This is a genomic window from Saccharopolyspora pogona (assembly GCF_014697215.1).
In the GTDB taxonomy this organism is placed as follows: Bacteria; Actinomycetota; Actinomycetes; order Mycobacteriales; family Pseudonocardiaceae; genus Saccharopolyspora; species Saccharopolyspora hattusasensis.
The window spans coordinates 3,641,774-3,655,127 of the sequence record NZ_CP031142.1 but is presented as its reverse complement, the minus strand read 5'-3'; the positions used below and the strand labels follow the sequence as shown (position 1 = coordinate 3,655,127).

Sequence of the window (13,354 nt, the reverse complement as noted above, 5' to 3'; positions counted from 1 at the left end):
AACTCGCTGCTGTCGGGAGTTCCGGAGGTCGACCGCGAGCAATTCGAGATCTGGCCGGATGCTCCGGATGCTCCGGATGCTCCGGATGCTCCGGATGCTCCGGATGCTCCGGATGCTCCGGATGCTCCGGATGCTCTATGCTTCCGTATTTCCTGCAACAGTTACTTCCAGCAAGAGGCCCAGCTTGAATCACGGCAGTCAACGGTTGAGTTCCGAGATTGGATTTTCCCATCGGAAGTCGCCCGATGGAGTGCTGATCTCGCAGCAGGTTTGCGCGCCGACCGGCCTCCCAAGAAGATCGTGACATCAGCGAATGGTGATGGATGGCTCCGAAAGTTGGTTCGCTACCGGCAGCTGGCTCAGCGATCGACGCTAGTTCCGCTGCCGTCCTAGGGAGAATCGTGTGACCGACCTAGCAACCGGCGACGATCTGTGGATCCAACGTTTCCATCCCGCACCCCGGGCCAGGGTCTCTTTGGTCGTGCTGCCGTACGCGGGCGGCTCGGCTAGCTTCTACTTCCCACTATCCCGAGCGCTCAGCTGTGCGGGACCACCTCCTGGGTGCTCGGTGACGAGGACCTTCTGCGCATGGTCCTGACGGCCGTCCGCAATGATTACCGAGCGGTTGAAACCTACCGTTGTCCGCTGGGATCGAAGGTGAGTTGTTCGATCACCGTGCTCGTGGGGGATGCCGACCCGAAGGTCACTCCGGATGACGCGGAATCCTGGCGCGAGCACACCGAAGCTGAGATGGACCTCCACGTGTTCCCGGGTGGGCATTTCTACCTCGCCGAACCCCGGTATGAGGTGCTCGCGGTCATCACCAGTGGATTGCTTCCGTGATCGTCACTGGGAGCCAGTTCCGCGGAGCGAGTCGTTGGATCCTCGTGATCGGGAAACTGCTGACTAGCAAGAGGAAGTAGCGCAATCGAGGTGGAGTCCACCGCTGGCTCCGCGAAGCGCGTCCCCGGAACGGGGCCAGGTCTGAGAGAGGGGACCGTTGATGACCAATGGTGATGAGCCAATGGCCTATCCCTTCGGCGAGATCGACCGGCTGTTGCTGGATGATCGCTACGCCGTTTTGCGTGAGGGCGAACCGGTGAGCAAGATCCGGCTTCCATACGGTGGTGACGGTTGGCTCGTCACCAGGTATGCGGACATCAAGACAGTGCTCGGCGATCCGCGATTCAGCGCTGCGGCGATCCTGAACAGGGATGTACCGCGGGGGTTCCCGCTGATCTTGCGAGAACATTCGCTTGGAACGATGGACCCGCCGGAGCATACGCGGCTGCGCAAACTGGTCGGTAAGGCGTTCACCGCACGTCGAGTCGAACAGCTTCGCCCCCGCACCCAGCAGCTCGTTGACCACCTACTTGATCGGATGGCCGCGGACGGGCCGCCTGGCGACCTGGTGTCAGCCCTGGCCCTGCCGCTGCCCATCAAGGTGATCTGCGACTTGCTGGGCATTCCGGTGGCCGACCGCGAGCGCTTCCGGGTCTGGTCGGACATTGCGTTGGCGATCACATCGAACAGTCCTGAGGAGATTCGGGAAAGCCGCGATCAAATTCGCGCGTATATCGGAGAACTGGTCCAGCAGCGCAAGAAGATGCCGACTGAGGACCTGCTGAGCGTGCTGGTCCAGGCCAGAGCGGAAGGAGCCCAGCTGAGCGAGGAGGAGATTGTCGTCACCGGCGCGGGTCTGCTGATCGCCGGGTTCGAGACCACCGCTAACCACATCGCAAACTTCACCTTCAACCTGCTCACCCATCCGGACCAGCTTGACAAGCTGATCGCCGATCCAGAGCTGGTGCCGCGCGCGGTGGAGGAGTTGCTGCGCTACACGCCGCTCGGTGCCACACCTGGGTTCCCGCGCATCGCGACTGAGGATCTCGAACTGGGCGGAGTGTCGATTCGCCGGGGTGACGCAGTGTTCTTCGAGATAGCCTCGGCGAATCGTGACAGTGCCGTCTTCGACGGGCCGGACGAACTCGACCTGGCTCGGGAGCACAACTCGCACATGGCGCTGGGGCACGGCCCGCACTACTGCATCGGCGCCCAATTGGCGAGGATGGAGCTGCAGGTAGCGATCGGCACGCTGATCAAACGGTTTCCGCAGCTGTCCTTCGCGGTTCCGGTGGATGAGGTCGTCTGGAAACGAGGCCGAATGACCCGCGGGCCGGAGGCCCTCCCGATCACGTGGTGATGGCGGATCATCCCGTCGGGGACGACTGCGTCGAGTGGACTGCAGCACGCGGGGTGCTGCTACACCACGGGTCATCCGTCGGAAACTTCCGTCTCACCCCTTCGATTGTTGCGAAGGGTGATTGGGTGATCTTCGGATTGCCGGCCGCGTGAGATATCGGGAATATAGCTCGGGAATTGTTCTGGGAAGGGAACTCCGTTGAGTTCCGAATCGCTGAGGACGGGGCGTTACCGATGTTCGACACGGTTGACGACAGGGCGACGCAGGCCCTTCCTGATGGGCGTCTAGTCGCATGCGCCAACACGCTTGAAGTACTTGCCATTTGGCAGGACATCGCGAACGATTCGGCTTACGCCCGCGGTCTGCGCGGCTTGGGTGCTGATTCGGTGATCGTGGATGTCGGCGCGCATGTCGGCCTTGCGTCGATGTACTTCGCCGATCGAATTCCAGCAGCACGAATACTCGCTTACGAACCGGCACCAACGACCTTCGCCTGCCTGCGGGAAAACTTCGCCCGCCACGTACCGCGAGGTGTGACGTTCGACCTGGCGGTGGGTGCGGAGCCCGGAACGTCCCGCTTCGTCTATTACCCCGCAGGGCCATCTTTGTCGACGCTGCACCTCGATGCGGCGGATGAGCGGCGCAACATCGACACGGTGATGTCGAACGTCGGCAGCCCCGAGCTGGCGGGGGAATCGATGCAGGGGCTGGTCCGCACCAAGGAAGAACTCGACGTGCGGGTGACCACGTTGACAGAGATCGCAAGGCAGCACCGGCTTGATGTGCTCGATCTGCTCAAGATCGATGTCGAACGCGGGGAGCTCGACGTGCTGAACGGGATCGATGACGAGATGTGGCCCCGTATTCGTCGGATAGTCGTGGAAGTGCACGACATCTGCGGTCGGCTGCGCCAGGTGCTCGATCGGCTCCGCAAGCTTGATTACCAGGTGGAAGTCTCGCAGTCCCCAATATTCCTGGGAGCCAGCGTGCACATCGTTGTGGCAGTGAGGGACTAGACAGGGGCAGCTCTGTTGAAGCTGGGGCGAGTACCGATGCGCTGCTCGGCGGAAAGCGGTTCATCAACTCAGCGCTGAGTACCTGCAATCGGCTGATGCCGAATGCTGAGTTCAACTGCTGGCTGACCGATCGCCTGGGCGAGAACAGCTTCGAGACCACGCGCATCCCGTTCAGCGCCCTAGTGAACTGGAAATCCGAAGCGGCCACCGAGAACCTGGTTCACGCCGAAGGTCGATTCTTCACGGTCGAAGGTCTTCAGGTCGAGACCGACTACGGCGCGGCGACCTGCTGGCATCAACCGATCACAATCAGGTCGAAGTGGGCATTCTCGTCAAGGAGATCGACGGGGTGCTGCACTGCCTCATGTCAGCCAAGATGCAACCGGGCAACGTCAACGACGGGGAGATGATCAGTTCGGTGCGAAAGCCGGTGCATCGGCGTTCTCGGGTGGGCTTCCTTCGCCTGGCGGCGGATGCTGCCCGCGATGTGCGCGGTGGCCAATACGGCGGTGGGCATTGTCATCGATCGGGCATTCAATCCGCCCGCCACGTGGCAACCCGTGATCCGGATCTAGCGCAAGGGCGTCGTCGACGAGTTGTCCCTGCCGGCGGAAGATCAGGACCGCAACGCGGTCACCGCTTCCGCCCGCGACATCAGAGCCGGGACAGGCGTGGATGACCCTGCGGTGGCTGGAGATTCGGATGAGTCGGTGATCCGGCAGGCCGTGCTCGTCACGACGATCGATCAGGCCTGTGGGTACAGGTCCAAGTAGTGGTCCAGCACCTGCCGGTAATAGTCCGGCCCGAAGCCCAACTCGGCGATTCGTGGGACCAGCGTGTTCAGCCGGGTCAACGAGATCTGGTATTCGGTAGGATGGTCGATCCACTGCCGTGCAGCTGCCGTTCCCAGCCGATACTCCAAATGTGCCACGATCTTCTCGGCCGGGACGGGGAACCCCGAGCCGATGTTGACCACCGTCCCCGCGACCGCCTTGGTGAGCAGGTCGTCGACGATGGTCACCACGTCGTCCGCCGCGATTACATCGCGATGCGCGCCTCGGTGCACCGTGACCGAGCCGGACCTGAGCTGGGTCACCAAGGACGGGAGCAGTTGGTGTCCGCGCTGGTGGGCTCCAATGACGTAGGCCAGCCGCAGGATGAGAAAGTCCACTCCGGATGCCTTGATCACCGCTTCCATGGCCAGCTTGTGACGGCCATAGGTGGTCGGCGGGTACACCGGACCGTCCTCAAACCCTGGTGAGGTGAGCGCTCCGTACATCGATGCTGACGCGGTGGAGAAGAACAGTAGTTTGCGGCCGATAGCGTGGCAGCGTTCGATGGTCCGGTACACGAGGGCGGCTTCCCGCTGATACTCGTCCTCGGAGCGGCAGCTGGTGTTCGACACGCCAGCCGCCAATGCGACCGCGTCTGCGTGCCGCCCGGAGATCCGCAGCAAGTTGCGGGCGATGAATCCTCTGCCGATTATCTCCATGATGTGTTGTTACGGTACTGGACCGGGTTCGGGCAGAGCGGAGGCGGCCCGGAACATAACTTGATCGACTGACATCGGTGCTGGGCTATGTGCGAATTCGCCCGCGGTCCTAACTCCCCGAGTGTAAACATTCAGCCGGTGCACTGTGTGTAGTGACAGGGGTGCTGGCGTGGCACTCTGCGTCTGCTGGAGCTGGTGTGGTTTCTGTGTCGGTGTCGCCGAGTTGATCGAGCTCGTGGGTGAGCAGGGCGCGCGGATCGCGGTGCTGGGCGAGCAGATTGCGGTGCGAGACCGGCAGATCACAGCGATGGCCGCGCAGATGGCCGAGTTGGCGGAGGTCAACGAGGCACTGGGCGAGAGACTGGCGAAGCTGGAGCATGCGCTGTCTCGTAACAGCAAGAATTCGTCATCTGCTCCGTCCAAAGACGACGGCCCGGGCAGGACACCGCCTCCGGCGAAGGCGAAACGCGGCGGCGCGGTGAAGCGGAAGGGCAAGCAGCCCGGGGCGCCGGGGGCGAATCTGGCCTGGACCGATCTCCCGGGAGATCACAAGGATCGGTTTCCCGGGGGCGTATGCGAGTGCGGCAGTGACCTGGCCCGGGGCACGGGATCTGGGGGTGGTGGATCGCTACCAGCAGCATGAGATCTCCCCGGTGTCGGTGAAAGGTCACCCAGTACGACTAGCACGCGGTGCGCTGCGGCTGCGGCAGGGTGCACACCGCTGCCCGCCCGGAAGGCGCCCGTCCCGGCGCGGTGGGCTACGGCCCGAACCTGCAGGCTTTCGCTGTGTACCTCATGGTCGTGCACTTCATTCCCGTACACCGCTGCGTCGAGCTGTTGGCATCGCTGACCGGCGCCGTGCCCAGCGTGGGTTTCGTGCACGGCGTGCTTACCCGCGCCGCGGGCGTGTTGACCGAGGTCGACAAGCGGATCCACACCCTGGCCTACGCTGTCTGCTGCGACGAAACCCCGCTGCGAGTGGGGCCGCGCACACCCAACCAAGCCGAACGCGACCTACGGCCCGCCAAGGTGCAACAGAACATCTCCGGGCGGCTGACCATCGAGAAACGCACCAAAGACCGCTACCGAATCCGCGGATCCCTCTCCACCGCCGGCAAGCACGGCCGCAACATGATCGAAGCCCTCCGCGAGGCCATTCGCGGACACCCCTGGATGCCACCGGACCCCACCCCAGCCTGACCCGCGCCAACCCCGACCGGCACCGAACCCATCGGGCGATCACGCCATGCCATCACGCAGACCACTCACGGCAATCCAACTGAATCTTTACCCCCGAGTCGCTCGGCACCCGGCGGTCGTGCAATTCTGTTACGGTGGCGTGTATTGCGGGCCTCGGTGGTTGGGGAGTTGGGACTGGATCATGGCGCACTTCGTGTTTGCTACTTATGCGGATCACGCCCATATCGGCCCGCTGGTTCCTGTTTCCCGAGCCTTGGTGGAGCGCGACCATCAGGTCACGTGGTACACGGGCGAGAACTACCGTGCTGCGGTTGAACGCTCCGGAGCGGATTTCGCCGCGCCGGTCGAGGGGCGCTTCATCGACGGCCGCGAGCTGGAGCAGAAGTTTCCGGAAAGCATCCAGATGTCCGCGCGTCGCCGGGCACGCTGGTTGATGGACAACCACTGGGTTCCGGCGTACGAAGGCCAGTATCGCGATCTCGTGGCAGTAGTGGACCGAACCCGGGCTGATGTGCTGCTTGCCGATGCGTCATGGGGACCAGCTAAACTGGTCCACGCTGTTACCGGCGTTCTGTGGGCCACGATCTCGCAGATGCCGATTCTGCTGCCCGATCCAGCGGTGCCGCCCATCGGTACTGGATGGAAGTTCGGCACCAGCCCCTTCCACCGGCTGCGGAACAGAATCGGGAACCGGTTGATAAATGCGCTCGTGCACGATCCGGGGATGAAGAAGATCAACGCGTTCTGGAATTCCATCGGGGTTCCGGTCAGCCGAGAGGTCAGCGAATCCCCGTATCTGTTCATGCAGGCTGGAACGCGATCCTTGGAGTATCCGCGAGCCCTGCCACAGCAGATGCACTTCATTGGACGGTTGGAACCTGATTCGCCGATGGGGGTGGGATTGCCGTCCTGGTGGGGGGAGTTGGACGGCGATCGTCCGGTGGTGTTGGTGACACAGGGAACGATGGCTGTGGATGCGGATGATCTGATCCGTCCAGCGCTGCGAGGTCTGGCCGGCGATCAAGTTCTGGTGGTGGCGACGACCGGTCGCGAAGGCGTTGATCTGGGTTATGTTCCGGACAATGCGCGGGTGGCGTCTTTCTTGCCTTACCGAGAGTTGATGCCGAAGTTGGCGGCGGTGGTGACCAACGGTGGGTTCGGGACCGTTCAGCAGGCGTTGTCGCACGGTCTGCCGTTGGTCGTTGCCGGCCGTAGTGAGGACAAAACGGATGTGTGTGCTCGGGTTGCGTGGAGTGGCGCGGGGGTTGATTTGCGGACTCGGAGGCCGTCGCCGCAGCAGGTTGCTGGGGCGGTGAAGGTGATGTCGACAGATCCTCGGTATCGGCAGGCCGCGCAGCGGCTGGCGGTTGAGTATGCGGAGTACGACGCATGCGGCACGGCCGTGAAGTTGTTGGAAAGGCTCGCCACCACTCGTCGACCTGTCATCGCCTCCCGCTGATCGCGGGCGGCTCGGAGAAGTGCTCGTCGAACCAGGCGATGACGACTTGCGAGCCGGCCAGGGCGGCGGGGAAGTGTGCCAGCCCGGACAGTGGATGCCACCGCACCGGGGTTCCCGCCGCGCGGTAGCTGTCCCGGAGCCGTTCTCGAAAAGCGAACGGAACGATCTCGTCGTCCGTGCTGTGGTAGACGAGCGTTGGGGCTACCGGGCCACTCCTGCCGGCGGAACTTTCCTCGAGTCGTGCCCGCCATCGAGGTTGCTCGAAGAGGTCCGCAACGGTGGGAAACTCGCTCAGCTCTCTGTCGAGGAAGTGCGTGACGAGTCCCGGTGGACCGAGGTTGCGCACTTGATCGACGGCGGTGCGGCCCTCCTCGATCTATGAATCGCACTGATGCCCCTGGCGAACACGCCCCCGTTCCCGGTTCGCTGCACCAGCCGAAACAGGTACCAGAACTCGTCCGACGGTGTTGGTAATTAGATCACGGCGGTCAGTAACTTGCCGGCATCGGGGACGATCGAAGTGATCCCGGGGTCACGTCGGCTCACCGCTCGAGTGAGTTCTGGGGCCTGCCCAGCCAGGGCCTTGCGTCTTTGTTCCGGGCTCAGTTGCGGGTTCCGACGAACAGGCCTCGGCCGTTCGGCCCTCCAGGAAGGTATTCCGCGCGGATTCCTGCGTCCTCGAGCGCGGCGGTGTACTCGTCCTCGGTGAACAGCGAGAGGATTTCGAACTCTGTGAAATCCCGGATCCCGGCGGGTTCGGCGACTGTGTAGCGAACGGTCATTCGGCTCGTACGGCCCTCCAGGACCGAGTGCGATAGCCGGCTGATCACCCGCTCGCCGTGGTGAGCGACGGCTCCGGTGACGAACCCGTCGATGAACTTGTCGGGAAACCACCAGGGTTCGATGACCGCGACTCCGCCAGGGGCCAGGTGCCGGGCCATGTTCCGCGTCACGCGTCGCAGTTCGTCAACGGTCCGCATGTAAGCTGCGGTAAAGCACAGGCAGGTGACGACGTCGAATGGCTCGCCGAGGTCGAAATCGCGGATGTCACCAGTGTGAATCGGTACCTCAGGGACTCGTCTGATCGCGATCTCCCGCATCGCATCGGACAGTTCAAGCCCCGCGACCTTCGCGTATTCGGTACGGAACCGCTCTAGGTGCGCCCCGGTCCCACAGGCGATGTCGAGTAGGGACTGTGCTTCGGGCAGCCTGGTGCGTATGAGCTGGATTATTTCCTCGGCCTCGGTTGCCCAGTCCCGGCCACGCGCGGAGTGGATCGCGTCGTAGATGTCGGCATGGTCTGGGCTGTATACCGAGGAGAGTTCTTCGAATGTGCCGCTCACGCGCGACATCCTCACTTTCGACGTGGTGATCTTCAGCTGATGTGTTGCTCGACGGCCTTGCGGAACTCGTCAGCCACCGTGCGCACCTCGGCGTCGTCAAGGCTCGGGTGCAGTGGTAGCAGGAGTGTTCTGCGGCAGGCGTGCTCCGCAGAAGGCAGCTTGCAGTCGGCGCGGTAGATGGGGACCTTGTGCAGGGGCGGGTAGCGGAAGCTCGTGTAGATGCCGCGTTCCAGCATTTGTTGCGCTACCCGGTCGCGGATCTCCGGAGCGAGCTGGACCCAGTAGAAGTAGTGTGACGAGACGTGCCCATCCGGTAGCGTCGGCGGCAGGTGGACACCCGGCACATCGGAAAGCAACCGGTCGTACTGCGTAGCGATTTCCCGGCGCCTGCTGACGAAATCTGGCAGTTTGCGCAGCTGCACGCTGCCAAGCGCTGCCGTCATGTCGTTCCCGATCAGCCGGTGGCCGATGTCTTCGACGCAAATATCCCACCAGCGGTTGGAAGACTTGGCCGAATCGAATCCGCTCATCTGCTCAAGACCGTGGTAGGCGAGTCGTCTTGCACGGTGCGCCAGCTCGCGGTCCGCCGCGTAGAACATGCCCCCATCCCCGGTGACCAGGATCTTCATCGCATCGAAACTCCAAGTGGCCAGGTCACCAAAGGTTCCGCAGGCGGTGCCGTGCACGGACGATGCCACCGCGCAGGCGGTGTCCTCGATGAGCACGAGGCCCTTTTCACGGCAGAAACCGGCGATCTCGGTGACTTCGCCCGGCGAACCTCCATAGTGGAGCAACAACACGGCCTTGGTCGTTGGCGTTATGGCCTTCGCCACATCATCCAGAGTGGGGTTCAACGTCCGGGGGTCGACGTCGCAGAACACCGGGCGGGCACCGGAGGATGCGATGGCGTTGGCCGCCGCTACGAAGCTTATCGAAGGAAGTACCACGTCGTCGCCTGGGCCGAGGTCGAGCACCTGCACGGTAAGGAACAGCGCGGCAGTCCCCGAGTTGACGAACACGATCTGGTCGGGATCCACGCCCAGGTGGTGGGCGAAGTCGGCCTCGAACGTCCGGGTGCGCGGCCCGAGCCCGATCCAGTTGCTGGCGAACACCTCCGCGATCGCGTCGAGTTCTTCGGCGCCGAGGGTCGGCTGGTGCAGGTTGATCACGTTGCTGAAATCCTCCGAGATGCAGCCATGCTGGATGCTAGGAATTCTTGGCCACGAATTCAGCGATCGATTCGGCGACGTAGTCGATCATTTGGTCGGTTATGCCTGGGTATACGCCGACCCAGAAGGTTCGGTCGGTGACGATGTCGCTGTTGGTGAGCGCGTCGGCAATCCGGTACCGCACATGCTGGAAGGCCGGGTGCCGGGTGATGTTACCGCCGAACAGCAGTCGGGTGCCGATGTTGCGGGATTCCAGGAAGTTCACCAGGGCGGCACGGGTGAACCCGGCGTCTGCACTGACAGTGATCGCAAACCCGAACCAGCTCGGGTCGCTGTGCGGCGTGGGCACCGGCAGCAGCAGGCCCGGCACCCCGGACAGACCTTCGCGCAACCGTCGCCAGTTACGGCGGCGTGCCGATCCGAATTCGGAAATCTTGCTCAGCTGGCTCAGCGCAAGCGCGGCCTGCAGGTCGGTGGTCTTGAGGTTGTAACCGACGTGGGAGAACGTGTACTTGTGGTCGTAGCCGGCTGGGAGAGTACCGAGCTGGTAATCGAACCTCTTGCGGCAGGTGTTGTCCACGCCGGGCTCGCACCAGCAATCCCGTCCCCAGTCACGCAGCGACTCGATGATGCGAGCCAACTCCAGACTGCCGGTCAACACGCAGCCACCCTCACCGCTGGTGATGTGATGGGCAGGATAGAAGCTGACCGTTGTCAGGTCGCCGAAGGTTCCGGTCAGCCGTCCCCGGTAGGTGGATCCCACCGCATCGCAGTTGTCTTCGATGAGGAACAGCTCGTGTTCTCGTGCGATCTCTGCGATTTCGTCAGCGGCAAAGGGGTTGCCCAAGGTGTGCGCCAGCATGATGGCTCGCGTCCGTTCCGAGACGGCGGCCTTGATGCGGTCCGGCGTTGCGTTGTAGGTGCCCAGTTCCACGTCGACGAATACCGGGACGAGTCCGTTTTGGACCGCTGGATTGATGGTCGTGGGGAACCCGACCGCCGCAGTGATCACTTCGTCGCCGGGCCGTAGTCGTGCCTCGCCGAGGTTGGGGGAGGTAAGCGAACTCAACGCCAGAAGATTTGCCGACGAACCGGAGTTGGTGAGGTGAGCCTTGCGGAGGCCGAAGAAGCGGGCGAACTCGCTCTCGAATCGCCGAGCATTCCCGCCTGCGGCGATCCGAAGCTCCAGCGCGGCTTCCACCAGCGCCACCCGGTCGTCCTCGTCGAGCACGGCGCCCGATGGTCGGATCGGTGTCGATCCAGCTACGAAGATCGAAGATTTCTGCTCGCGGTGGTAATCGCGCACGGATGCCAATATCCGGTCCTTGGCATCCGGCGTCATCTCAGTAGCGGTAGCGCAAGTGTCGTCACACGAAGTCACTCTGGCGCGCCCTTTCCCCAACGCTCCGGCTTTTTCCGGCTCTGCATGCAGGCGACGATCAGTCCTCGCGCCTTGACCTTCAGGAGGTGAGCGATTCCCGTGGCGAATCGCGTTATGGGGTCCCAGTGGGACAATGGTGCTGTCCCGGAGCATGACTCCTTCCTGTCCTGGTTCGACACGGTGCGGGACATGAGGACAGCGGAGCACAGAGAAGCGCTCATTGACTCAGTGCTCCTCGATCTACCCGGCACACCCGACTCGACAGAGTCCAGGCTAGCGGGAACGACCTGCTTGCGCTTGTCAAGATCGCTACCATCACCTGGAAGGCCTAAGCCTGGATGCACCGAGGAAGATGTAGCTTAGGGGAGCGGCGTTTCCCGGGGGTATATCACATGTTTCTGTGATTCTTGCCATGTTTTCCCGGGTGTTCAATTGCGATCGGAGAGTCCATGCGTGTTCTGTTCACCCCGCTACCGGCGAGTTCGCACTTCTTCAACCTGGTGCCGTTGGCGTGGGCGTTGCGTGCGGCGGGGCACGAGGTCCGTGTCGCCATCTGCCCGAATATGGTGTCGATGGTCACCGGAGCGGGACTCACCGCGGTTCCCGTCGGCGACGAGCTCGACCTCATCTCCTTGGCGGCCAGGAACAAACTCGTTCTCGGCAACGGGGTCGCGTTCGACGAGGGCCGGCGTCCGGAACTCTTCGACGAGCTGCTGTCAATCAACTCTGGCAGAGACATGGACGCCGTGGAGCAACTCCACCTTGTGGATGACCGATCGCTGGACGATCTCATGGGGTTCGCCGAGAAATGGCAGCCGGATCTCGTTGTGTGGGACGCCATGGTGTGTTCGGGGCCAGTTGTGGCGCAAGCGCTCGGCGTACGACACGTACGGATGCTCGTCGCCCTCGATGTGTCGGGGTGGCTGCGGTCCGGTTTCCTCGAATACCTGGAATCGAAGCCGCCTGAGCAGCGCGTCGACCCGCTCGGGGCGTGGCTCGGAGCGAAGCTCTCCAAGTTCGGTGCCACGTTCGATGAAGAGATCGTGACGGGCCAAGCGACCATAGATCCGGTTTCATCCTGGATGCGACTGCCTGTGGACTTGGACTACATCTCGATGCGCTTCGTGCCGTACAACGGTCCGGCGGTGGTGCCGGAGTGGTTGCGCGAACCACCGACCAAGCCGCGTGTCTGCGTCACCCGCGGGCTGACCAAGCGGCAGCAGAGCAGGGTGGCCGAGCAGTGGGAGGGAGAAGCCCAGGAACAGGCAATGGTGGAAACGTTGTTGCGCGGCGCGGCCGGGCTCGACGTCGAGGTGATCGCCACCTTGTCTGGCGGTGAAGTACGGGAGATGGGGGAGTTGCCCCCGAACGTCCGGGTCCACGAATACGTACCGCTCAACGAACTGCTGGAGTCGTGTTCAGCGATCATCCACCATGGCTCAACGACGACGCAGGAAACCGCCACGGTCAACGGCGTACCGCAGTTGATTCTTCCTGGGACCTTCTGGGACGAATCTCGTAGGGCAGAGCTCCTCGCCGACCGGGGAGCCGGTCTGGTCCTCGACCGCGCGACGTTTACCGAAGACGACGTGCGACGTCAGCTGGCCCGCCTGCTCGACGAGCCGTCGTTCGCCGCCAACGCGGCGCTGATCCGCGGTGAAATCGAGGAAAATCCCAGCCCGCACGACATCGTTGCACGTCTGGAGAAGCTGGTTGCCGAAGGTAAGAACCGCCGCGCTGGGAAGTCTGACGGCCATCTGTGAGCAACGTATGGCCGGCAACATGGACGCCGAACGAGTCCCGAAATCAGATTCTCGTCCGGAATCCCCCAATGGAGTGTTGATCTCCCCAGATGTTTGCGCTCCAACCGCTTTCCGACGAAGATCGTGACGCCCGCTAAGCAACAGCGCACTACAAGTTGGAAAGGTACGTCATGCCGCGTCCGCAGCGGCTGTCCTGACCGCTTGCATCGCCATGCCACTCACTTCCTGCTCCGCTGGTGTCGAGAACACCGATTGATGACTCTGAAAGTCGGTGCGCTACCAGGGCGGGGTGGGTGTTCACGCCAGTTCGGCCGTCGTCCGAGGGAGA

14 protein-coding genes are annotated in these 13,354 nt (G+C 63.0%); 9 read left to right on the top strand and 5 right to left on the bottom strand.

Features of this window, described 5'->3' with window-relative positions:
* The first annotated feature begins 588 nt into the window (after positions 1–588).
* The 5 genes from DL519_RS49420 (at position 589) to DL519_RS50025 (ending at position 3,898) form a co-directional block, all read left to right on the top strand.
* Entirely contained in the window at positions 589–843 is a 255-nt protein-coding gene (locus tag DL519_RS49420) for a thioesterase II family protein (protein WP_317891369.1), read from the top strand.
* Positions 844–1,003: 160 nt separating this feature from the next.
* Positions 1,004–2,203, top strand: coding sequence for a cytochrome P450 (locus tag DL519_RS16350; RefSeq protein ID WP_190816035.1), 1,200 nt, complete (start codon positions 1,004–1,006; stop codon positions 2,201–2,203).
* Positions 2,204–2,436: 233 nt separating this feature from the next.
* Complete coding sequence (locus tag DL519_RS16345) at positions 2,437–3,219, top strand: FkbM family methyltransferase (protein WP_190816034.1); 783 nt, start codon at positions 2,437–2,439, stop codon at positions 3,217–3,219.
* A gap of 95 nt (positions 3,220–3,314) precedes the next feature.
* Complete coding sequence (locus tag DL519_RS16340; protein ID WP_317891368.1) at positions 3,315–3,629, top strand: NDP-hexose 2,3-dehydratase family protein; 315 nt, start codon at positions 3,315–3,317, stop codon at positions 3,627–3,629.
* Positions 3,539–3,898, top strand: coding sequence for an NDP-hexose 2,3-dehydratase family protein (locus tag DL519_RS50025; RefSeq protein WP_397544951.1), 360 nt, complete (start codon positions 3,539–3,541; stop codon positions 3,896–3,898). Before DL519_RS16340 ends, DL519_RS50025 begins: the two co-directional genes overlap by 91 nt.
* A 66-nt stretch (positions 3,899–3,964) precedes the next feature.
* Here DL519_RS50025 and DL519_RS16335 read toward each other — a convergent pair whose 3' ends face one another.
* Positions 3,965–4,711 (bottom strand): NAD-dependent epimerase/dehydratase family protein, encoded by a 747-nt coding sequence (locus DL519_RS16335; RefSeq protein ID WP_190816032.1) that lies wholly within the window; start codon positions 4,709–4,711, stop codon positions 3,965–3,967.
* A 169-nt stretch (positions 4,712–4,880) separates the two neighbouring features.
* On the opposite strand from DL519_RS16335, the gene DL519_RS16330 reads away from it, so the two are divergent.
* The 3 genes from DL519_RS16330 to DL519_RS16320 all read left to right on the top strand — a co-directional run bounded on the left by DL519_RS16330 (position 4,881) and on the right by DL519_RS16320 (position 7,370).
* The gene (locus DL519_RS16330; RefSeq protein WP_190816030.1) at positions 4,881–5,354 is read left to right on the top strand and encodes a DUF6444 domain-containing protein; all 474 of its coding nucleotides are present in this window, start codon (positions 4,881–4,883) and stop codon (positions 5,352–5,354) included.
* Positions 5,355–5,422: 68 nt separating this feature from the next.
* On the top strand, positions 5,423–5,911 hold the full coding sequence (locus DL519_RS16325) for a transposase (RefSeq protein ID WP_190816028.1): 489 nt from the start codon (positions 5,423–5,425) through the stop codon (positions 5,909–5,911).
* A gap of 181 nt (positions 5,912–6,092) precedes the next feature.
* Positions 6,093–7,370 (top strand): glycosyltransferase, encoded by a 1,278-nt coding sequence (locus tag DL519_RS16320; RefSeq protein WP_190816026.1) that lies wholly within the window; start codon positions 6,093–6,095, stop codon positions 7,368–7,370.
* Here DL519_RS16320 and DL519_RS16315 read toward each other — a convergent pair.
* The 4 genes from DL519_RS16315 to rfbH form a co-directional block, all read right to left on the bottom strand.
* Positions 7,354–7,716, bottom strand: a complete 363-nt coding sequence (locus DL519_RS16315; protein ID WP_190816024.1) for a lipase family protein — start codon at positions 7,714–7,716, stop codon at positions 7,354–7,356. The two genes, DL519_RS16320 and DL519_RS16315, sit on opposite strands and share 17 nt — an antisense overlap.
* A 256-nt stretch (positions 7,717–7,972) precedes the next feature.
* Positions 7,973–8,722: a class I SAM-dependent DNA methyltransferase gene (locus DL519_RS16310; protein WP_190816022.1), complete on the bottom strand. Its 750-nt coding sequence runs from the start codon at positions 8,720–8,722 to the stop codon at positions 7,973–7,975.
* A gap of 23 nt (positions 8,723–8,745) precedes the next feature.
* Positions 8,746–9,882, bottom strand: coding sequence for a DegT/DnrJ/EryC1/StrS aminotransferase family protein (locus tag DL519_RS16305; RefSeq protein ID WP_190816021.1), 1,137 nt, complete (start codon positions 9,880–9,882; stop codon positions 8,746–8,748).
* A 37-nt stretch (positions 9,883–9,919) separates the two neighbouring features.
* On the bottom strand, positions 9,920–11,224 hold the full coding sequence (rfbH, locus tag DL519_RS16300) for a lipopolysaccharide biosynthesis protein RfbH (RefSeq protein WP_190816019.1): 1,305 nt from the start codon (positions 11,222–11,224) through the stop codon (positions 9,920–9,922).
* A 488-nt stretch (positions 11,225–11,712) separates the two neighbouring features.
* Between rfbH and DL519_RS16295 the strand changes: the two genes are divergently transcribed.
* On the top strand, positions 11,713–13,026 hold the full coding sequence (locus DL519_RS16295; protein WP_190816017.1) for an activator-dependent family glycosyltransferase: 1,314 nt from the start codon (positions 11,713–11,715) through the stop codon (positions 13,024–13,026).
* Positions 13,027–13,354: the final 328 nt, after the last annotated feature.